Annotated in this window: 13 protein-coding genes; 11 read left to right on the top strand and 2 right to left on the bottom strand. The window is 63.2% G+C overall.

Annotation, left to right across the window (positions count from 1 at the left end; translation table 11 throughout):
• Positions 1 to 185 precede the first annotated feature (185 nt).
• The 5 genes from LMTR13_RS28415 (at position 186) to LMTR13_RS28395 (ending at position 9274) form a co-directional block, all read left to right on the top strand.
• Entirely contained in the window at positions 186 to 3461 is a 3276-nt protein-coding gene (locus LMTR13_RS28415; protein WP_065730660.1) for a transglutaminase family protein, read from the top strand.
• A 28-nt stretch (positions 3462 to 3489) separates the two neighbouring features.
• Positions 3490 to 6000 carry a circularly permuted type 2 ATP-grasp protein gene (locus tag LMTR13_RS28410; RefSeq protein WP_065730659.1) on the top strand — a complete coding sequence of 837 codons (2511 nt, stop codon included), beginning with the start codon at positions 3490 to 3492 and terminating at the stop codon, positions 5998 to 6000.
• Entirely contained in the window at positions 5997 to 6875 is an 879-nt protein-coding gene (locus LMTR13_RS28405; protein WP_065730658.1) for a transglutaminase family protein, read from the top strand. The genes LMTR13_RS28410 and LMTR13_RS28405 overlap by 4 nt, the downstream gene beginning before the upstream one ends.
• Before the next feature lie 221 nt (positions 6876 to 7096).
• Complete coding sequence (locus LMTR13_RS28400) at positions 7097 to 7519, top strand: cache domain-containing protein (RefSeq protein ID WP_065730657.1); 423 nt, start codon at positions 7097 to 7099, stop codon at positions 7517 to 7519.
• 54 nt (positions 7520 to 7573) lie between these two features.
• Complete coding sequence (locus LMTR13_RS28395) at positions 7574 to 9274, top strand: methyl-accepting chemotaxis protein (RefSeq protein ID WP_065730656.1); 1701 nt, start codon at positions 7574 to 7576, stop codon at positions 9272 to 9274.
• A 544-nt stretch (positions 9275 to 9818) separates the two neighbouring features.
• Here LMTR13_RS28395 and LMTR13_RS28390 read toward each other — a convergent pair.
• A complete protein-coding gene (locus LMTR13_RS28390) occupies positions 9819 to 11525 on the bottom strand; it encodes a methyl-accepting chemotaxis protein (protein ID WP_065730655.1) in 1707 nt (568 codons plus the stop codon).
• A gap of 436 nt (positions 11526 to 11961) precedes the next feature.
• Here LMTR13_RS28390 and LMTR13_RS28385 point away from each other — a divergent pair, with 436 nt between their 5' ends.
• The 6 genes from LMTR13_RS28385 to LMTR13_RS28360 all read left to right on the top strand — a co-directional run bounded on the left by LMTR13_RS28385 (position 11962) and on the right by LMTR13_RS28360 (position 20511).
• On the top strand, positions 11962 to 12561 hold the full coding sequence (locus tag LMTR13_RS28385) for a hypothetical protein (protein WP_065730654.1): 600 nt from the start codon (positions 11962 to 11964) through the stop codon (positions 12559 to 12561).
• A gap of 160 nt (positions 12562 to 12721) precedes the next feature.
• A complete protein-coding gene (locus LMTR13_RS28380) occupies positions 12722 to 14104 on the top strand; it encodes an ethanolamine ammonia-lyase subunit EutB (RefSeq protein WP_065730653.1) in 1383 nt (460 codons plus the stop codon).
• Between the two features lie 132 nt (positions 14105 to 14236).
• The gene (locus tag LMTR13_RS28375; RefSeq protein WP_065730652.1) at positions 14237 to 15826 is read left to right on the top strand and encodes a B12-binding domain-containing radical SAM protein; all 1590 of its coding nucleotides are present in this window, start codon (positions 14237 to 14239) and stop codon (positions 15824 to 15826) included.
• Positions 15827 to 15831: 5 nt separating this feature from the next.
• A complete protein-coding gene (gene eutC / locus LMTR13_RS28370) occupies positions 15832 to 16605 on the top strand; it encodes an ethanolamine ammonia-lyase subunit EutC (RefSeq protein ID WP_065730651.1) in 774 nt (257 codons plus the stop codon).
• Positions 16606 to 17002: 397 nt separating this feature from the next.
• On the top strand, positions 17003 to 19393 hold the full coding sequence (locus tag LMTR13_RS28365) for an efflux RND transporter permease subunit (RefSeq protein WP_065730650.1): 2391 nt from the start codon (positions 17003 to 17005) through the stop codon (positions 19391 to 19393).
• A gap of 59 nt (positions 19394 to 19452) precedes the next feature.
• Positions 19453 to 20511, top strand: coding sequence for a hypothetical protein (locus LMTR13_RS28360; RefSeq protein WP_065730649.1), 1059 nt, complete (start codon positions 19453 to 19455; stop codon positions 20509 to 20511).
• A 69-nt stretch (positions 20512 to 20580) separates the two neighbouring features.
• Here the strand turns inward: LMTR13_RS28360 and LMTR13_RS28355 are convergent, their stop codons facing one another.
• A complete protein-coding gene (locus LMTR13_RS28355) occupies positions 20581 to 21084 on the bottom strand; it encodes a hypothetical protein (RefSeq protein ID WP_065730648.1) in 504 nt (167 codons plus the stop codon).
• Positions 21085 to 21457 lie beyond the last annotated feature (373 nt).

Genomic DNA, 21457 nt, shown 5'->3' with positions numbered 1-21457 from the left:
CTTCGTTGTTGCACGAGCCCGTCGACCAAACTGCCCCATCGATAGATCACGCGGTATGGGTCCCTGCGGTTCGCAGGGACGACAGTGGAGCCGCACTTCCCATAGGCACGCGCTGCCCGTTGTTAATGCTTGATCCCGCTCGGAACCGGTGTTCTGCTTAAAAAAGCCGCTGGAGTTTCTGGTCCGTGTCGATCTTCGTCGCACTACACCACGTCACGCACTACAAATACGACCGACCGATCGATCTCGGCCCGCAAACCGTTCGCCTGCGCCCCGCGCCGCATACGCGTACCCCGATCCTGAGCTATTCGCTCAAAGTGACGCCCGCCAATCATTTCGTGAACTGGCAGCAGGATCCGCAGGGCAATTGGTTGGCGCGCTTCGTCTTTCCGGAGAAGGCATCTGAGCTGAAGATCGAAGTCGACTTCACCGCGCAGATGACGGTGGTCAATCCCTTCGATTTCTTCGTCGAGCCCTACGCCAGCTCCTTTCCGTTTCAGTACAGCAACGATCTCAAGATCGAACTTGCGCCGTATCTCGTCACCTCCGAGCAGGGGCCGCTATTCGCGTCCTACTTGAAGGAGATTCCGCGAGAGGCCGATAGCACTGTCAATTTTCTGGTCGAGCTAAACGCGCAGCTTCAGAAGAAGGTCAAGTATGTCATCCGGATGGAGCCGGGCATTCAGACGCCGGAAGAGACGCTGGCGCGCGGCTCCGGCTCGTGCCGAGACTCGGCGTGGTTGCTGATCCAACTCCTGCGGCATCTCGGCCTCGCTGCGCGCTTCGTCTCCGGCTATCTCATGCAGTTGCGTCCCGATATCGATCCGGTCGAAGGCCCACGCGAGGTCGAAAGCGATTTCACCGATCTGCACGCCTGGGCGGAGGTCTATCTTCCCGGCGCCGGCTGGATCGGGTTCGACGTCACCTCGGGCATGCTGACGGGCGAGGGGCATATCCCCGTCGCCGCCACGCCGCATTATCGCTCCGCGGCACCGGTCTCCGGCAGTGCGGGTTTCGCCAATGTCGAGTTCGGTTTCGAGATGAGCGTCAGGCGCATCCGCGAGGCGCCGCGGATCACGCGGCCGTTCTCCGATGAATCCTGGGCACGGCTCGACAGCCTCGGTGAGCAGGTCGACGCCGATCTCAGGCGGGACGACGTGCGGCTGACCATGGGCGGCGAACCGACCTTCGTTTCCATCGACGATCTGGAATCGCCGGAATGGAACATCGCTGCCATCGGCCCGACCAAGCAGGCGCTCGCGGATGAACTGATCCGCAAGCTGCGCGCACGCTTCGCGCCGGGCGGGCTGCTGCATTACGGGCAGGGCAAGTGGTATCCGGGCGAGAGCCTGCCGCGCTGGGCCTTCGGCCTCTATTGGCGCAAGGACGGCGTGCCGATCTGGAAGGATACCGAGCTGATCGCCAGAATCGATAACCCGCGCAAAGCGGTAATCGAAGACGCTCGACAACTCATGGAAGGCATCGCGAAGCGGCTCGGCCTCGAGGCCAGCTACGTGGTGCCGGCATACGAAGACCCCGTGCATTGGCTGCAGAAGGAAGCCGCACTTCCGGTCAATGTCGATCCCGGCGACTCCAAGCTGTCCGATCCCGAAGAACGTTCACGCATGGCGCGTGTGTTCGATGAGGGGCTCGACAAGCCGAAAGGGTTCGTGCTGCCGATCCAGCATGCGGACGCCGATGGTCATCGCTGGATGAGCGAGCTCTGGCAATTCCGGCGCAGTCATTTGTTTCTGATACCGGGCGATTCCCCGCTCGGGCTCCGCCTGCCGATGGCGTCGCTGCCGCATGTTCCGCCGGAAGAATATCCTTATGTCGTCGAGCAGGATCCAATGGATGCGCGGCTGGAGCTGGCAGCCGAAGACAAGGATGCCACAGCGGGAGGCGTGCCAACAAAGCTTGTGCCGAAGCCAAAGGCCAAACCCAAGCCGGTGCGCACCGCCATGGCTGTTGAAATCCGCGACGGCGTACTGTGCGTCTTCATGCCCCCGGTCGAGAAGATCGAACACTATCTCGAGCTGATCGCGGCGGTGGAGGCGACCGCCGAGGAAATGCAGATCGCAGTTCATGTCGAGGGCTATGGGCCGCCCTATGATCCGCGCATCGAGGTCATCAAGGTGACGCCCGATCCCGGCGTGATCGAGATCAACGTGCAGCCGGCGCAAAGCTGGCGCGAGGCGGTCGACATCACCTTCGGCCTATATGAAGACGCTGCCAAGGTGCGGCTCGGCGCCAACCGCTTTCTGGTCGATGGCCGCCATACCGGCACCGGCGGCGGCAATCACGTCGTAGTCGGCGGCTCGACGCCGCAGGACTCGCCTTTCCTGCGTCGCCCGGATTTGCTGAAGAGCCTGGTGCTCTATTGGCAGCGCCATCCGTCGCTGTCCTATTTGTTCTCGGGCATGTTCATCGGCCCGACCAGCCAGGCGCCGCGCATCGACGAGGCGCGGCATGACGGGCTCTATGAGCTGGAGATCGCACTGGCCCACGTGCCGCCGCCAGATATCGAAGCCCCGCTATGGCTGGTCGACCGGCTTTTCCGGCATATCCTCGTCGATATCACCGGTAACACCCACCGCGCCGAAATCTGCATCGACAAGCTCTATTCGCCCGATGGCCCGACCGGACGCTTGGGACTCGTCGAATTCCGTGCGCTCGAAATGCCGCCCGATCCGCGGATGTCGCTGGCGCAGCAATTGTTGATCCGCGCGCTGATCGCAAAGCTCTGGTGCGAACCGCAGCAGGGCAAGTTCGTACGCTGGGGAACCGCGCTGCACGATCGCTTCATGCTGCCGCATTTCCTCTGGGAGGATTTTCTCGGTGTCCTCGATGAGCTCAAGCTATCCGGTTACGATTTCTCGCCGGAATGGTATCAGGCACAACTCGAATTCCGTTTTCCGGTGTTCGGCCGTGTCCATCACGGCGGCGTCGCGCTGGAACTGCGGCAGGCGCTGGAGCCTTGGCACGTGCTCGGCGAAGAGGGTTCGGCCGGCGGCACTGTGCGCTATGTCGACTCTTCCGTGGAGCGCCTGCAGGTCAAGGCGACCGGCTTTGTCGAGGGACGCCACGTCGTGACCTGCAACGGCAGGCGGATGCCGATGACACCTACCGGCCGCTCGGGCGAGGCCGTCGCCGCCGTCCGCTTCAAGGCCTGGCAGCCGGCCTCAGGGCTGCATCCGACCATCCCGGTCCACGCGCCCCTGACATTTGACTTGATCGATAGCTGGAACGGCCGCTCGCTCGGCGGCTGCGTCTACCATGTCGCCCATCCCGGCGGCCGCAACTACGACACCAAGCCAGTCAATTCCTATGAGGCGGAGGCGCGGCGGCTGGCCCGGTTTCAGGATCACGGCCACACCCCGGGCAGAATCGAGCCGCCGCCCGAGGAACGCACAATTGAATTCCCTTTGACGCTCGACTTGAGGACGCCGCTCCTGATCTAATCGGAGGCGACGGTCTCGGGGAATCGGAATGTCAGGCCAAGGCAGCAATCAGGAGAGCAAGGCCCGTCCGGGCCAGCGCCGGATGGCGCAATGGGCGCGCGACTATGCGCGGCTGCCCGGCATTCCCGACGAATATATCGGGCCTGACGGAGCGCCGCGGGCGGCCTGGGCCCGTTTCTTCGAGGCCTTTGCGGCGCTTTCGCCCGGTGATATCGAGCGGCGCTTCGCCTCGGCCGACCGCCATCTGCGCGAGGCCGGCGTCACCTATCGGGCGCCCGGTGAGACCGCCGACCGGCTGTGGCCGCTCAGCCATCTGCCGCTGATCATCGACGAGGCCGATTGGCAGCAACTGACCACGGGTATCGCGCAGCGCGCCCAATTGTTCGAAATGATCCTGCGCGATCTCTATGGGGAGGCGCGGCTGGTCACCGATGGTGCGGTGCCCGCGGCGGCGATTGCCGGCAGCAACGAATATCTTCGCGCCGTTTGCGGCGTCAAACCGCCGGGCAACCGCTATTTGCATTTCTATGCGGCTGACGTCGGGCGCGGCCCCGACGGGCGCTGGTGGGTGCTGAACGACCGCACGCAGGCGCCATCGGGCGCCGGCTATGCGCTGGAAAATCGCCTGGTGCTGTCGCGCGCCTTTTCCAGTCTCTACAAGTCGATGAACGTCGAGCGCGTGGCGCCGTTCTTCGAGGCGTTCCGCGACTCGCTTCGCGCCAGTGCCGACCGCGACGAGCCGCGCATCGGCTTGTTGACGCCGGGCGCCTTCAGCGAAACCTATTTCGAGCACGCCACGCTGGCGCGCTATCTCGGCTTTCTGCTGGTCGAGGGCGACGATCTCGCCGTCAGCGGCGACCGCATCCACATCCGCACCGTCGCCGGGTTGAAGCGGCTCGACGTGTTGCTGCGCCGGGTCGATTCCAATTTTCTCGATCCGCTGGAGCTCGACGCCTCGTCGCAACTCGGCGTGCCCGGTCTGATCGACGTGCTGCGCAAGAGCGGCGTCGTGGTCGCCAACATGCCGGGCTCCGGCGTATTGGAGGCGAGGGCGCTGCTCGGATTCCTGCCGAGCCTGTGCCGGCGCCTGCTTGGCGAGAATTTGATCATGCCGCACATCGCGACCTGGTGGTGCGGCCAGAAATCGGCCCGCGAGGAAGTATTATCGCGGCTGGAGGATTTCGTCATCGAGGGCGCCTATGGCCGCGCCGTTCCGGGCTTTTCCAGCCATGCGCCCGTGCTCGCCGGCGATCTGCCGCCAGCCGAGCGCGACCGGCTCCGCCAGACGATCGCCGACCGCGGCATCGATTATGTCGGACAGGAACTGGTGCGGCTGTCGACGACGCCGGTGTGGGAGCAGGGTCGGATCACGCCGCGCCCATTCGTGCTGAGGGTGTTCGCCGCCGCGACCCCGCAAGGCTGGACCATCATGCCCGGCGGCTTCTGCCGGATTGCCGAAAAGGCGGATGCCCGCGCGGTGTCGATGGGCGACGGCGTGCGGTCGGCAGATGTCTGGGTCGTGTCCGACAGAGCCGTATCATCGGCGACGCTGTTGCCCGGCGCCGACACCGTACGGATCAGGCGGATTGCCGGCGTGGTGCCGAGCCGTGCCGCGGACAATTTGTTCTGGCTCGGCCGCTATCTCGAGCGCGCAGAAGCGACGCTGCGGCTGATCCGTGCGCTCGGTACTTCGACCCGCGATCCGGCCAAGGGAGCATCAACCGCGCTGCATTCGGTCGAGCGTATCCAGCGGATTCTCGTGACCTGGGGCGCCACCTCGCAGGCTACGCGGACCAATCCGGCGCGGGTCATCGCGGAAGCGCTGCAGAGCGAGGAGAAGTTCGGCTCGGCCCTCTCATTGGTGCGATCGGTGCAGCGCACTGCGAGCTCTCTCCGAGAGCGGCTTTCGCCCGACGCCTGGCAGATTATCACCGAGATGGTGGAACGCCTTGCGCTGCAGGTCGACGACGACGACAGCATCGTCAGCGCCGCCGAACTGACGCTGCAGGAGCTGGCGAGCCTTGCCGGCCTGGCGCAGGAGAACATGAATCGCGCCGCCGGCTGGCGCTTCCTCGACATGGGGCGTCGCGCCGAGCGCGCCATCAACACCGTGCGGTTCGCGCGGCAGTTCGCCTATGACGAAGCGGGTGAGGAAGACCTCGACGTACTGCTGACGTTGGTAGATTGCCAGATCACCTATAGGTCGCGCTACCTGGTAGGCCCGGCGCTGGCACCGGTGCGGGATCTTGCGGTGCTCGATCCCTTCAATCCGCGCTCGGTGGCGTTTCAGGTCGCGGCGCTCAACGACCACATCGCAGCCCTCCCGAGCCTGAAGGAGCACGGTTTGATCGAGCGGCCGCAACGGTTGGCAGTGGCATTGCAGGCGACGCTGACGACGGCGGAGGCCGCGACGCTCGATGTCACAACCATGTTCGCGCTCGAACAGTCTCTGCTCAATCTCGCCGACGCAATCGGCCAGCATTATTTCCCGCACGGACCGCATGCGAGCCGGCCGGAGAAGCTGACAGGCCTTGCGTGATCTACGATATCCGTCACGTCACGACTTACGCTTACGAGAACCCGGTGAGCTTTGCGCGCTGCTCGCTGCGATTGGAGCCGCGGGGCGGCGATGGACAGCAACTGATTTCCCACACGGTCGAGATCCGGCCGCGGCCGGCTGAACGCACGGTACGACGGGACTTTTTCGGAACGCATACCGAGAGCGTGCTGATCGAGACCGCGCATCGCAATTTGCGGATCGATTCCCGCTCACGGGTTTCGGTCGCGCGTCAGGCCCCTGGTCGCGCGGCACCCAGCCCGCCGTGGGAGCGCATCCGTGACCTGGCCTTTGAAGCCACCAGCCTCGGTCCCGCTTCGCCGGTTGGATACGTCTTTGCGAGCTCTCTGGTGCCGGTGTTGGCGCCGCTCACTGCCTATGCCGCGCCAAGCTTCGCGCCGGGCGGCGGCATACTCTCGGGCGCCGTCGACCTGATGCGCCGCATCCGCAGCGATTTCAGGTACGACTCCAAGGCCACCGTGATTTCGACGCCGCTTAAGGAAGTGTTCGAGAAGCGCCACGGCGTCTGCCAGGACTTTGCCCATGTGATGATTGCGGGCATGCGGGGGCTCGGCCTGCCGGCGGCCTATGTCAGCGGCTATCTGCGTACCATCCCGCCCGCCGGCCAGCCGCGGCTGCAGGGCGCCGATGCCAGCCACGCCTGGGTCTCGGTCTGGTGCGGCGCCGAGCTCGGCTGGGTCGGCTTCGATCCGACCAACGATCTCCTGGTCGAGAACGACCACATCATCCTGTCGATCGGCAGAGATTTCTCCGACGTCTCGCCGGTCGACGGCATCATCGTCGGATCGCCCAAGCAGAAGCTCAACGTCGCCGTGGATGTGGTGCTGGTGGAGTGAGGCTGCCTCCGTGCCGGATTTCTTAAGAACTGATTGTCCTGCCGCAGCGGTTAAGCCGCGCCAATCTCCGCTGCACTACGGATAGGCAGTTTAACGGAAGGTTTGCACTTTTGTTGCCAGCATGACGTGCGCGGATCCGCGCCTGCAAGTTGCATTCACCTAGCCGGGAGATAATCGTGAACAATTGGTCAACAAAGCCTTTCGTTTCCGCCGTGGCAGCCATGCTCGTTTTCGGCGGTACAGCCAGCGCGGGCGGCGGCGCAAACAAGGATGAAGCCGTTGCCATGGTCAAGCAGGCCGTTACCTTCATCAAGGAGCAGGGACCCGAAAAGGCGTATCCCGAGATCACCAACAAGGCCAGCAAGTTCCATGACCGCGATCTCTATGTCGTGGTCTACCAGCTCGACGGCAAAGTGCTGGCTCATGGCTCGAACGAGAAGTTCGTCGGCAAGGATCTGATCGACGCCCAGGATGTCGACGGCAAGCTCTACGTCAAGGAGCGCGTCGAACTCGCCGCCAAGCAGCCTTCGTTCTGGCAGGACTACAAGTTCGTCAATCCGGTGAGCAAGAAGGTCGAGCCGAAGGAAATGTACTGCGAGAAGCTGAATAACACGGCCGTCTGTGCGGGCGTCTACAAGCTCTGACCCCGATCAAGCGTTTGCGTTGTTGTGCGGCGATCGCCGCACTGAAGGGATGACATGCTCGGCTGGATCAAGAACATTGGCCTTTCATGGAAAGTCCAGCTCGCTCCGGCGTTCCTGATCGCCGTCCTGATCGGGCTCGGCGCCTATGCGTTGCAAACGCTGCGGTCGAATCAGGCCGCCGTTGACGCGTTGGTGTCCGGTCCGGTCCGGCAATCGGAGCTGGCCAACGATCTCACCACGACGGTGTGGACGGCGCATGCCAAGCTGTATCGTCTTGCTGCCACTGCAGCCAACGAAAAGGACGAGAAGAAAATTGTGCAGGTCGCCAAGGAAGCTTCCGTGGCGGCCGGCAAGATTTCGGACGCGCTGAAGGCCGTCGAAGGCATCAAGGATGGGTTGAGCCCGGAGACTTTTGAAAAGCTGAAGGCCGCGGTCGCAGGCTATCTCAAGCAATCGAAAAACGCGATCGAGATGGCGGACGGCGACGCCGGATCGGCGCTGATCTTCATCAAGGGCGCGGAACGAAACTTTTCCGTCATCGAAAAGCTGGCCGACGACCTGATCACGCACAGCAGCGAGAGCAAGGACCGCGAAATTGCCCGCGCCGGGATCAAGCTCGAGCAGCAGCAGATAACGCTGATGGCGGTGCTTCTCGCCGTTGCGCTCGCCGGTATCGTCGTCTCGTTTCTGATCGGCCGCAGCATCTCCCGCCCCGTCGTGGCGATGTCGAGGGCAATGCGCGAACTTGCCGCGGGGCATTTCGAGGTCCAACTGCCCGGCCTTGAGCGCCGCGATGAGGTCGGCCAGATGGCGCACGCGATCCAGGAATTCAAGGTGCAGGCGATCGCCAAGGCCGAACGCGAAACTGCGGAGCGCGAGGAAAAGAACCGCGAACTGGCATCGGCCCGCCGTGCCGAGCTTCATAACCTGGCCGAGAGCTTCGAGATCGCGGTCGGCAATATCGTCGAGAACGTTGGCTCAGCCTCGGCCGAACTGGAGAATTCCGCCGCGATCCTGACCAACAGCAGCGTGGCCACCCAGGAGCTCTCTACCGTGGTCGCCGCAGCTTCGGAGGAGACCTCCAGCAACGTGCAGTCGGTGGCGTCCGCCACCGAGGAAATGGCCAGCTCCGTCAATGAAATCGGCAGGCAGGTCGCGAATTCCAACCGGATCGCCAACGAAGCCGTCGTTCAGGCGCAAAAGACCGACGCCCGGATCATCGAATTGTCGGAGGCGGCAAACCGCATCGGCGACGTAACCAGGTTGATCACCACGATCGCCGAGCAGACCAATCTACTGGCACTCAACGCGACCATTGAGGCCGCACGCGCCGGTGACGCCGGCCGCGGCTTTGCGGTGGTTGCCCAGGAGGTCAAGGCGCTCGCCACCCAGACCGCCAAGGCAACCAGCGAAATCTCGACCCAGATCGCCGAGATGCAGTCGGCGACGCAAGAATCGGTGCACGCCATCAAGGAGATCAGCGGCACCATCGGCCGGGTTTCCGAAATCGCCGCGGCGATCGCTGCCGCCATCGAGGAGCAGGGCGCTGCTACCCAGGAAATTGCGCGCAACGTGCAGCAGGCGGCAGTAGGATCGACCCAGGTCGCGACCAGCATCGCCGACGTCAACCGTGGCGCCGGCGAAATCGGCACGGCGTCGTCACAGGTGCTGGCCAACGCGCAACTGCTCTCCAACGAAAACAAGCGGCTCAAGGCCGAGGTCGGCAAGTTTCTCGCGACCGTGCGGTCGGCGTAAACGGCTTTGGAGCCAACGATACTGTTATCGGCGCGAAGCCGCAGGCCGGTTCTCGCGCGCGGCGGACACGCGGCCTCGTCCCGCGGATATACGCGCAGAGTGCCGGATACGAATCATCTCATGCCTTGGACGCGGTGCAGCCCAGGCGATGCGAAGCATCGTGCGGCAGCGCTGCTCACAGAGCCGCGACCTAAGCAGCATCGTTGTATGCCTCCCGATCAGCAGCGCACCACAGAACCGTTGCTCGGGCCGCGCGGAGCGCTGCGCAGCATTCGGGCGAACGGTGCTGCGAAGTAGGGCGTCGTGCCTCCGGCGCGATGCGTGGAGTCGGATCCCGTCCGCCCAATCTTACTGTGCACAAGCCCCCCTCATTGCGAGGAGCGCCAACGGGTCGGCGCGTAGCGCGGCCCGATGGTCTCTCCGGACAATGCTTCGCATCGCCGGGAGAGCCATGAGGCCCCATCTGTGGCCTACATCCATCGAGACGCCCGCTCTGCGGGCTCCTCAGGGATGAGAGGCTCGAAAAGTTATGACGCAGTAGGAACTAGGTTCCGGTCTTCCGCGGCCGGTCGGACGAATCGGCGCGCAGGTTGCGGAAGAATTTTTCGACCTCGCGCGACAGCGTTTCGGCCGTGGCCGTTAGTTCGCTGGATGCCGTAAGGACCGAAGTCGCCGCCGTGCTCGTCGTGCCGATGGCGTCGCCGAGCGACCCGATATTGACGACCAGCGTTCCGTTGCCCTGCGCCGCCAATTGCGCATTCGCCGAGATTTCACGGGTCGCCGCATCCTGCTGCTCGATCGCGCTGGCAATGATGGAAGTCACCTCGTTGATCTCGCGCACTGCGTTGCCGATTTCTCGGACCGCTTCGACGGAGGTTTTGGTCGACGTCTGGATCAGGCCGACGTTCTGGCCGATTTCGGCTGTGGCCTTGGCAGTCTGCTCGGCCAGCGCCTTGACCTCGTGGGCGACCACGGCAAAGCCGCGGCCGGCATCGCCGGCGCGTGCGGCCTCAATGGTCGCGTTGAGCGCCAGGAGGTTGGTTTGCTCGGCGATCGCCTGGATCAGGTTGAGCACGCCGTCGATGCGCTGGGTCGCAGCCGCAAGCCCCTCGATTTCGGACACCGATTTCTCGGTGCGCTGGCCCGCCTGCTCGACGGCACCGGCCGACTGGCGCACCTGGCGGCCGATTTCCTCGACGGAAGCGGAAAGCTCCTCGGCGGCGCTGGCGACGGCAGAAACGTTGCTGGACGCCTGTTCGGTCGCGCTATTGGCGGCCACCGCGCGTCCGCTTGCTTCCGATGAGACGCTGGCGATGGTCTGGGCGGTGCCGCGCATCGCGGTCGCATTGTCGGTGACGGCGCGCAGCACACCGCCAATGGCTTCCCGGAAGGCGTCGACGGAGGATTCGATGTGACGGGTACGCTCGTCGCGCGCTTTTGAATCCTCCAGCACCTGCGAATTGAGGTTGCGGTTGCGATCCATTGCTTCCTGGAAGATCTTGATGGCACGGGCGAGCGCGCCGATTTCGTCGGTGCGTTCAGCATGCGGAACCTCGATGCCTTCGGCGCCATCGGCCACCTGCTTGATGGTGGCGGTGATGACCGAGAGCGGGCGCGCGATCGAACGGGAAATGATCAGCACGCCGAGGACGACCACCACCAGCGCCAACACGCCGAGGCAAGTCAGGACAAAGGCCATCGTATGGTTGGTGTCGGTCTGTTGGGCCAGCCTCCTGCTGCGTTCGGCATAGACCTTGGAGAGCGCCTCGAGATCCTTGTTCAGCGCGGTGCGCACCTGGCGGTTGGCGTCGTTGTCGCCCCATTCACGCCCCGCAGCCCCGTTGATCTCGACGCCGCGGCGAACCAGCTCCTTGCGGAAGTCGACGAACTGTTCGATGCGCTTCTTGAAGGTGGCGAACTGCTGGGCGTCGTCGGCCTGGACCAGCCCTTCCCAGTTCTTCACGACATCAAGGATGCGCTCGTTGAACTTGAGGAGTCCGTCGCCGTATTTCTTCACCACCGCCGGCTCGCTCGACATGTAGATGCCGCGCGATTCCATCACGACTGCATAGACCAGCGAATTGATGCGCTCGACATTGAGCGCGGCGCGGCTGGCGATCGAGACCGCTTCGGTAAGTTGGGCATTCTGGCGGGTGTTGTAATCGGACAAGGCCGTGATGGATGCGACGAGCAACGCGAACAGCGCGAAGATCGAATACAATTTGGCTGCAAGCGAAAATCGGGATGCCATGGTGCCACCAGAATAAGTACGGGAAAATTCAGTCGTATCGACACGCCGGAGTGGGATCCGGTGAATGCCGTCAGCGCAGGCAATGTGCTGAATCTTGGTGGAAAATGTCTTAACGCGCGAAGTTCGCGGAACTGCAACTAAAGACAAATTATCGAGCAACTTCAGACGATTACCTGAATATTGCGGGATACCTCGCCGGGAAAATTCGGCAGGTTGGCGCGACTGGAGCGGGCCTTGGCATATCAGCGCAATTGGAGGTCGCTTGTGCGGCCGACGCGGGCAATGCCGCCAAACGGAAGCACCCCGCGCGTCTTCCGAAGGACGGTTCGCATTGGCAAGCATCCGCGGCGCGAATCAAGCTAGACAACGAGCACGGCGAAGGTGGCGCCTGCTGCAAGCACCGCGCTGCTTCGACTATGCGTGAGAATTGGGACTTATGACTCAAAGTGCCGCCTTGCCGGGCAATCTCGATCTCTATCTTCACGTGCGCGTGCTGATCGCCCTGATCCTCGGGCTCAGCGTCACGCGTCTGGTCAGCGGCATCGCGGCACTAGTCCAGCACCCCGGTCGCTACCCGATCTGGCCGGTACATCTTGGCTGGGTCGCCTGGACGCTCCTGAACGTGGTCACGTTCTGGTGGTGGGAGTTTCGGCTGAGCCACATCCAGCACTGGACGTACGGCCTATACTTCTTCGTTTGCGTGTACGCATCGATGTACTATTTCCTGAGCGTCCTGCTTTTCCCGCAGGATCTCGATGAATATAAGGGCTACGAGGATTACTTTCTCTCCCGTCGCCGCTGGTTCTTTGGTTTTGCGGCCCTCACGGAAGCGCTCGATGTGGTCGATACCTGGATCAAGGGCGAAGCGCATCTGCGATCGTTGGGACTGGAATATCTCGTCGCCACCAGCGCATTCATATTGCTGTCCGTGGTAGCTACGAGAACGCGCAACCCAAAATTCCACATGCTGTTTGCGCTCGGCGCGGTGGCTTATGAGATAAGTTTTTCGATCCGCCACTTTGGTACGCTGGATTAGTTGCAGACGGGGACGCTGATGGCTGGCCCCATCCACCGCGCCAGGGCCTCGATCGGATGGATGCCCGGATGACGCCGACGCTCCGCGGCCTGTAGCCTTGGCCGTTCGCCCGGCATAGACTGGCCAGGCAACGAAGTGGGTACGGCGCAGGAAGGTCAGCATGGTCTATCGGCAGATCATCGGTGCCACCACCTATGCGTTCGACGGCTTGCGCGAGCTGCTCGCGAAGGCGACGCCGCCGCGATCCGGCGACCGCCTTGCCGGCGTCGCGGCCGATAGCGCGGAACAGATGATCGCAGCGCGAATGGCGCTCGCCGACGTGCCGCTGAAGCAGTTTCTCAACGAGGCTGTCATCCCCTATGAGGATGACGAGGTCACCCGGCTGGTCATCGACAGCCACGATGCCCCGGGTTTTGCGGCCATATCGTCGCTGACCGTCGGCGGCTTCCGCGACTGGCTGCTCTCCGACGCCGCAACAAGCGAGTCTTTGGCGAAGGTCTCACGCGGGATCACGCCGGAAATGGCCGCCGGCGTCTCAAAACTGATGCGCAACCAGGATCTGATCCTGGTCGCCAGCAAATGCGCGGTGACCACGACCTTTCGCAACACCATCGGCCTGAAGGGGCGGATGAGCGTGCGGCTGCAGCCCAACCATCCCTTCGATGATGCCAAGGGCATTACCGCTTCGATCCTCGACGGAATCCTCCTGGGATCGGGCGATGCCTGCATCGGCATCAATCCGGCCAGCGACGATCCGGCCGTGATCGGCGAGTTGTTGCGGCTGCTCGACGGCATCATCGCGCGGCTGCAGATCCCGACGCAGGGCTGCGTGCTCACGCATGTCACCACCACGCTTGGATTGATCGGGCAGGGCGCGCCGGTCGATCTGGTGTTCCAGTCGATCGCGGGAACCGAGGCTGCGAACCGCAGCTTTGGCGTCGATCTCGCGCTGCTGCGCGAGGCGCGCGAGGCCGGACTGTCGCTGCGCCGCGGCACGGTCGGCGATCATGTGATGTATTTCGAGACCGGGCAGGGCTCGGCGCTGTCGGCCAACGCCCATCACAATGTCGACCAGCAGACATGCGAGGCGCGGGCCTACGCGGTGGCGCGCGCCTTCGATCCGCTGCTGGTCAACAGCGTGGTCGGCTTCATCGGTCCGGAATATCTTTACGACGGCAAGGAAATCATCCGCGCCGGCCTCGAGGACCATTTCTGCGGCAAGCTGCTCGGCCTGCCGCTCGGGGTCGACATCTGCTACACCAACCACGCCGAAGCCGACCAGGACGACATGGACAATCTGCTGACGCTGTTGGCTGCTGCCGGCGTCACCTTCATCATGGGCGTGCCGGGCGCTGACGACGTCATGCTGAACTATCAGTCGACCTCGTTCCACGACGCGCTCTACGTCCGGGACCTCTTCGGCTTGAAGCGGGCACCCGAGTTCGACGATTGGCTGGTCCGCTCAGGCCTCGCGGACGGCAATTTCCGGCTTGCCGGCAACGCCGGCCTGCTGCCCGAATTTGCCTCGCGACTGATCGCCTGAACTCCGGCCTGCAGATTTTCGTGCAACCAATTGAACCCAAAGCGAGTTAGAAGTCACAGTCACAATATTGAAGAATTTCTGGCCCAACTTTCAATGTCGTGCTTAAATTCATGTCAGCCTTGAGGAAATTTGATGAGAGCTGAAGGCATTGGAACGGTACGGCGTATCCTGTGCGTCTTCCCGCGCTATACGTCTTCTTTCGGTACGTTCGAATACGCCTACCCCCTGACCGATGGGGTGAAGGCTTTCATGCCGCCCCAGGGCCTCCTCCTGATCGCGGCCTATCTCCCGGCAAACTGGCAGGTGCGTTTCATCGACGAGAACATTCGCCCCGCCTCCAGGGAGGATTTCGAATGGGCGGAGGCGGTGTTCGTCAGCGGCATGCACATCCAGCGCCAGCAGATGAACGACATCTGCCGCCGCGCGCATGCGTTCGATCTTGCGGTCGCGATCGGCGGACCATCCGTGAGTGCGTGCCCGGATTACTATCCCTCATTCGACTATCTTCATGTCGGCGAACTCGGCGACGCGACCAATGAGCTGATCGCGCGGCTAGCGCACGACCCTTCGCGTCCTGCGCAGCAGGTGGTGCTGGCGACCAAAGACCGCCTGTCGATGACCGAGTTTCCGATACCGGCCTACGAGCTGGCGGAAGTGAAAAAATATCTGCTCGGCAGCATCCAATATTCGAGCGGTTGCCCCTATCAGTGCGAGTTCTGCGACATCCCCGGGCTCTATGGCCGCAACCCGCGCCTGAAGACGCCTGAACAGATCGTCGCTGAACTCGACAAGATGCGCGAATGCGGCATCACCGATACGGTCTATTTCGTCGACGACAATTTCATCGGCAACCGCAAGGCAACCTTGGATTTGCTGCCGCATCTGATCGAATGGCAGAAGCGGACGGGCTACGTCGTGCGGCTGGCCTGCGAGGCGACGCTGAACATTGCCAAGCGGCCCGAGATCCTGGAGAAGATGCGCGAAGCGAGGTTCGTCACTGTGTTCTGCGGCATCGAGACGCCGGATCCCGACGCGCTGCACGCGATGCACAAGGACCACAACATGATGGTCCCGATCCACGAAGGCATCCACACCATCAATTCCTACGGCATGGAGGTCGTCTCCGGCATCATCATGGGTCTCGACACCGACAAGCCGGGCACCGCGGACGCACTGCTCGACTTCGTCGACGAATCGCGGATTCCGCTGCTGACGATCAATCTGCTGCAGGCGCTGCCGAAGACGCCGCTCTGGGACCGGCTGGAGCGTGAAGGCCGGCTGGTCAATGACGACGACAGCCGCGACTCCAACGTCGAATTCCTGATGCCCTACGACCAGGTCATCAATTCCTGGAAGCGATGCATGGAGGTCGCCTACCGGCCCGAGAAGCTGTACGCGCGTTACCAGTATCAATGCGACTACACTTACGCCAACCGCATCAAGGTGCCGGTCGCGCCCGAGATGAAGACCTGGCCCAACATCAGGCGCGCGCTGGTCATGCTGCGCAACATCTTCTGGCAGGTCGGCGTGCTCAGCGATTACAGGCGCGTGTTCTGGAAGTTCGCGATCGGGCGGCTCAGGCGCGGCGATCTCGAAGGGCTGATCGGTTCGGCCACGATCGCGCATCATCTGATCAAGTTCGCGCGTGCCGCCTCCGGCGGTCAGCAGAACGCGTCGAACTATTCGATCCGGCTGCGCGAGGCCTCCGTGCCTGCCGAGTAAAGCCCATGAAAACGCCGGCGCCGCCGACCCGCTCGCTCGAAGCCCTGCGGCAGATGACGCCGGCGCGCGTCGGGCTCGGCCGCTCCGGCGCGAGCATGCCGACCGACGCCCTGCTTGCCTTTACCCTCGACCACGCACGCGCGCGGGATGCCGTGCATGCCGCGCTCGATGCGCAGCAACTCGCTGCGGAATTGGCCGGTCTCGGCCTGCAAGTCAGCGAGGTCTGCAGTCAGGCGCGCAACCGGCGCGACTATCTGCGCCGTCCCGATCTCGGACGCATGCTCGATCCGGATTCGCGACGCGTGCTGGAAAAGCAAGGCGGCAGTGCGAACGAGGTTGCGATCGTGATCGGCGACGGGCTGTCGCCTGCGGCCGTCAATGTCCACGCGGTCGAGCTGGTTCGCCATCTTGCTCCGCGCCTGACGGAGGCCGGGATCCCGTGCGGCCATGTCGTGGTCGCTTCCGGCGCGCGCGTGGCGCTGGGTGACGAGATCGGCGCCGTGCTCGGCGCGCGAATGGTGGTGATGCTGATCGGCGAACGGCCCGGCCTGTCGGCGCCCGACAGCCTCGGCGCCTATCTGACGTTTGCGCCGCGCATCGGCCTCACCGACGAGAAGCGCAATTGTGTATCCAATATCCACGGCGCAGGCCTGAGCCACGATGAGGCCGCCTTCAAGATCGCGTGGCTGGTGCGTGAAGGCATCGCGCGCCAGGTCACCGGCGTGGCGCTGAAGGACGAAAGCGGAACCGCGCTGATCGCCGCCAGACCGATCGATTGACGGATCGACACCTGCCTGCGTGGTCGTTGTGAGCCAACACTTGCCTGACAACCCAATGTGAGCCGCTTCTCCCAAAATTGACCGGTGAGGTTTGTGGCGCCCCGTTGCGGCCAGCGTTGGCGTTGCCGGCCTGAACGCGCCAAAGCGGTCCAAAGTGGCGCCGGCAGGTGTGGCAAATCAGAGACTTAACGCGCATTTTCGACATTTGCGGGCCGATTTGCCCTGCCGCGCGCGCTTGCCGGATCAGGTTCGGGCCTGTAAAACGGCGCCGATTAATTTACCGCGTGATTTCAAGGGCTAGCGCCGATCGGATAGGGGCTGGCAAGCCGTATTCGCGCCACCAAGCTGCACAAAAACCAAGCTGCACAAACAGGCCGACGTGAGAACTGGACAGGGTATGCTCGACAAGAACTCCGAAAGTCGCGTCCACGTCGCAGCCATAGAGGAGCCGCCGCCGGGCAAGAGCATCGCCTTCGGTCTAGAGCGCATGGGACTGATCGCGGTCAAGGCGCCGATTCTGTCCATGGTCATTCTCGCTGTGCTGATCGTGGCCGCGCTGTTCGGTATCGAGCGGATCAAGATCGACGACTCGCTGAGCCAGTTGTTCCGTTCCGATTCCAAGGACTTCAAGCAATATGAGGCCGTGACCAAGCGCTTCCCAGCGACCGAATTCGACGTGCTGGTCGTGGTCGAGGGCAAGACGCTGCTGGCCCGTGAGAACCTCGAAAAGATCCGCGACATGGTCACCGACCTGCAACTGGTCGAGGGCGTGCGCGGTCTGGTCTCGCTGTTCTCGGCGCGCCAGGCGCCGGAGCCCGGCAAGCTGCCGGCTGCGCTGTTCCCGCCCGAACTGCCGCAAGGCGCCGCCTACGACAAGTTCGTCGAAACCGTCAAAGCCAACGAAATCATTCGCGGCAAGCTGTTGTCGGAGGACGGCACGCTGGCGCTGATCGTGCTGTCGCTGGAGCCGAAGGTCGTTTCGTCCAACGAGCTGGGCAAGGTGGTCGGCGAAATGCGGAAAATCATGGCCGAGGATCTCGCCGGCAGCGGGCTCAATGCGCAGCTTTCCGGCGTTCCCGTCATGCAGCTCGAGATCCGCAATGCGGTCAAGCGCGACGGGCTGACCTACAACATCCTGGGCATTCTGGCCGGCTGCATCATCGCGATCGTCTTTTTCCGCAAGATATCGTTCATGGTGGTCGCGGCCTTCCCGCCGATCATCGCGATCCTGCTCGCGCTCGGCTCCCTCGGGTGGGCCGGTTTCAATCTCAACATGTTCCTGAACGTGATGACGCCGCTCATCATGGTGATCAGCTTCTCGGACTCCATGCAACTAACGTTCGCGGCGCGCGACCGCCTGATCGCGGGTCAGGACAAGATCACCGCGTTCACCAACGCGGTGCTGGTGGTGGGCCCGGCCTGCGTGCTCACCCACGCGACCGCCGGCATATCCTTCATCGCCCTGCAATTCTCCGATTCCGAATTGATCCGGAAATTCGGCGAAGCCGGCCTTGCCGCGACCATCATCGCGCTGGTAGCCGTGCTGTCGCTCGTGCCGGTATTCGGCGTGCTGTTCGTCCGCAACGAAAAGATCTTCGCGGTCAAGTTCCAGAGCGCGGACGCCGGCGTCCAGGCGCTGCGCAATTTCTGTTACTGGATCGCGGTGCGCATGGTCAGCCGCCCCGGCATGTTCAGCCTGATCGCGCTGCTCTTCGTCGGCGCCCTCGGCTACATCTACGCCACGCTCGAGCCGCGCTACCGGCTCGCCGACCAGGTGCCGGACAAGCGGCAGGCGGTCGCGGCATCGGGCCGTCTCGACGCCAAGCTCACCGGCGCCAATCCGATCGACGTACTGATCGAATTCCCCAAGGGTGCCTCGCTCTACGCGCCGGAAACGTTGAAGACGATCGCCGACGTTCACGCCATGGTCGAAAAATCGGCAGGCGTCGGCAATGTCTGGTCGCTGGAAACGCTGCGTCGCTGGCTCGCGGAGAAGGCGGGCAGCACCGACGTCGCGACGCTGAAGGAATATGTCAGTGTAATCCCTGAACATCTGGTCCGCCGCTTCATCTCGGCCGATCAGGATGCGGTGGTGGTTTCGGGACGCGTTCCCGACCTCGATTCCAGCGAAATCCTTCCCGTGGTCGACAAGCTCGACAAGGCGCTCGACAAGGTGCGCGCCGAGCACCCCGGCTATGAGATCGCGGTCACGGGTCTGTCGGCGATTGCCGCGCGCAACAGCGCCAACATGATCTCGAAGCTCAATCAGGCCCTCACGGTGGAATTCCTGCTGGTTGCGGTCTTCATCGGCCTCGCATTCCGCTCGGTCGTGGTGATGTTCTCCTGCATCCTGCCCGGCATTTTCCCTGTGGTGGCATCGGGCACGGTGCTGTGGATACTGGGCGAGGGGCTGCAATTCGCCAGCGTGGTCGCGCTCATCGTGTCGTTCGGCTTGGGGCTCAGCGCCACGATCCATTTCCTCAACCGTCTGCGGCTGGAGAGCAAGCCGGGCATCGGTTCGGGACTGGCGGTCGAGCGCGCCACCGTGCTGGTAGGCCCGGCGCTGATCCTGACCACAGTGGTGCTGGCCTGCGGCCTCGTCGTCACCGTGTTCTCCGACTTGCCGTCGCTGCGGCTGTTCGGCTGGCTCAGCGCGTTCTCGATGATCGCGGCGCTGGTAGCTGATCTCTTCATCCTGCGGCCGACCTCGATGTTCCTGATCAACCTGTCGGAAAAGATTCGCGGGATCGACCACGCCAAGCCGGCGGAGAACAAGCCGACCAGCTAGCAAGCGCTGCTGAACAACAAGGGCTGCCGATCAACGGCGTGCCGAAGAGAGGCTGAGGAATGACGTCTGCCGGATTAGCCGCGCGCCCTGCGGCCGACGCTGCCGCCTACCGCGCGGTCGAACACATCTATCATTCCTATCTAACCGGGCTGGTCCTGATGCTGGCGTCGCGGGCCGGCGCGCCACGCGCCGCCGAGGTGGTATTTCGCACCTTCCGGCGGCAGCAATTGGCGCGCTTCCTTCCCGGATTGAAGAAGCTCGGCCTCGACCGGCTCCCGCATGCAGTGGCGTGCGCGCAATATCACTATCTGTCGAACCAGGTCGGCGGCGTGAAGGTCGAGTATGTCTATGAGAGCGACCGCAAGGCCTGGGTGCGTTATCCGCCGCCGCGCTGGATTTGGTCCGGCACCGCCATTTGCGGAATCCCCTCGGAAGTGTCGCGGGCGATGCTGCGCGGATGGCATGCCAACAACGGCGTTGTGCTCGGCAATCCCAGGCTCGGCTTCGTCTGCACCGGGCAGACCGTCGATGGCCAGCCGGGGCTGGAGGGCTATTACAAGGAGTGGGATCACGAACTCGCGCCGGAAGAACGCTTGCAGTTTTCGCCCGGCGAGCGCTGTTCGCCGTTTCGCGCCGATCTCGCGCCGCGGCTGCCCGTGAATACATGGCCGGAGGAGCGGCTGCAGAAGGTGCTTCGCAACTATGCGATGGAATACATCACTTCGATCGTACCGGAGACGATCGCCGTGCTCGGTCCGGAAGAGGGCGGCCATCTCGCGGGTGCCGCGGCGCGGCTCGTCGGGATGCACACCTTCGACGATGTCGCTGAGCTGTTGGGCGGCGTGGAAGCGGGAGCGGTGGGTTTCGCCAAGGCCTTCGCCCGGCTTGCGCGGGGGCAGGACGACGATGCGGAATTACAGGTCGAAGGTACGGGCGCAACCGTGCGCCAGACGTCGTGGCGGCTGATGGCGGAGCGCGAGGCGCTGTCGCCGGCGGTATTCGATGCTTGGAACGAATTGTGGGTGGGGGCTGCGCTTGCGCATGACCGCTTCATGCGCGTCGACGTGACGGAACGTCGTGACCGTGGCGACGCTCACTGGGGTTGGCAGTTCCGCTGAGCTGCCGAAAATGAAAATGGCGGCACCCAGGGAGGGCCGCCATTCGCGCTACCCGTTTGAAAGTCTGTATCAGGTCTTCGTCATCGTGATCTTGACGCCGCGGATCTCGCCCTTGGAGTCGATCTGCACGCTCTGCTTGTTGCCGGTGGTGCGCAGATTCAGGTTGGCTGCAAATCCCGACGCTTCGACGAACACGTCGATCTGGCCGCCGCCGGCAGTGCCCTGCAGATTGCCGAAGATATTCCGGCTCTTCTCGCTCCAGTTGCCGGAGATGCGGTCACCCTGGCTGGTGACGTCGCTCGACAGGTCGAACTTGTAGCTGTCGCTGGCGCAGTGCAGATTTTGTTTCAGGCCGAGCCCGTTGGCGTTGACCTTGTAGTCTGCCTTGCAGCGGATGTTCTCGGTGGTGCCGTTGGACAGCGCGACAGTGCCCGAGCCGCTCCAGTTTCCATCAAAGCCGGCAAACGGGCCTCCCGCCTGGGCATGGCCTGCGGTGACCGATAACATGAGCGCGGCGCCGACCCCGGCCGCTGCGAGAGCCTGACCGAACAAGCTGGAACCAAGCAGTTTCATCGTGAGTTTTCCCATAAAATAGACGCCTCTCTTGCAAGATACGTCTCGCCGCATCGAAGATTTAGTGTTTCCGCAGTATCTTAGGTTCAAATGACGGCGTGCTGTTTCCACCGGTAGCGGCAGGAAAAAGGGCACAAGTGGCCGAATGGAATCAATCATTCCCATCGGCTCCGTCGGCGCAGCATCTAGCTTTGCGCCGCATTGTCTGCAACAGCCAATTGCGGGAGAGCTGTGACAAAAATACACGTTAAATATCAGATGGTTATTTAACGTGCTGAGATCGCCGTAAATTTGGCCGCATTTGCCATGCTTGTCCTGTGCACGCTGCTGCGTTACGCGGCACCTGCCATCCAAACAAATCCGCCCCGGCGAT

The organism is Bradyrhizobium icense, assembly GCF_001693385.1.
Classification (GTDB): domain Bacteria; phylum Pseudomonadota; class Alphaproteobacteria; order Rhizobiales; family Xanthobacteraceae; genus Bradyrhizobium; species Bradyrhizobium icense.
The sequence above is the reverse complement of the archived record's forward strand: the minus strand, read 5'-3'. Positions and strand labels throughout refer to the sequence as shown.

Coding starts and splice junctions, on each gene's coding strand:
- LMTR13_RS28395 (WP_065730656.1), top strand. CDS start 7,574: ATGCTCGGCTGGATCAAGAACATTGGCCTTTCATGGAAAGTCCAGCTC.
- LMTR13_RS28385 (WP_065730654.1), top strand. CDS start 11,962: ATGACTCAAAGTGCCGCCTTGCCGGGCAATCTCGATCTCTATCTTCAC.
- LMTR13_RS28360 (WP_065730649.1), top strand. CDS start 19,453: ATGACGTCTGCCGGATTAGCCGCGCGCCCTGCGGCCGACGCTGCCGCC.
- LMTR13_RS28365 (WP_065730650.1), top strand. CDS start 17,003: ATGCTCGACAAGAACTCCGAAAGTCGCGTCCACGTCGCAGCCATAGAG.
- LMTR13_RS28380 (WP_065730653.1), top strand. CDS start 12,722: ATGGTCTATCGGCAGATCATCGGTGCCACCACCTATGCGTTCGACGGC.
- LMTR13_RS28355 (WP_065730648.1), bottom strand. CDS start 21,084: ATGAAACTGCTTGGTTCCAGCTTGTTCGGTCAGGCTCTCGCAGCGGCC.
- LMTR13_RS28400 (WP_065730657.1), top strand. CDS start 7,097: ATGCTCGTTTTCGGCGGTACAGCCAGCGCGGGCGGCGGCGCAAACAAG.
- LMTR13_RS28410 (WP_065730659.1), top strand. CDS start 3,490: ATGTCAGGCCAAGGCAGCAATCAGGAGAGCAAGGCCCGTCCGGGCCAG.
- eutC (WP_065730651.1), top strand. CDS start 15,832: ATGAAAACGCCGGCGCCGCCGACCCGCTCGCTCGAAGCCCTGCGGCAG.
- LMTR13_RS28375 (WP_065730652.1), top strand. CDS start 14,237: ATGAGAGCTGAAGGCATTGGAACGGTACGGCGTATCCTGTGCGTCTTC.
- LMTR13_RS28390 (WP_065730655.1), bottom strand. CDS start 11,525: ATGGCATCCCGATTTTCGCTTGCAGCCAAATTGTATTCGATCTTCGCG.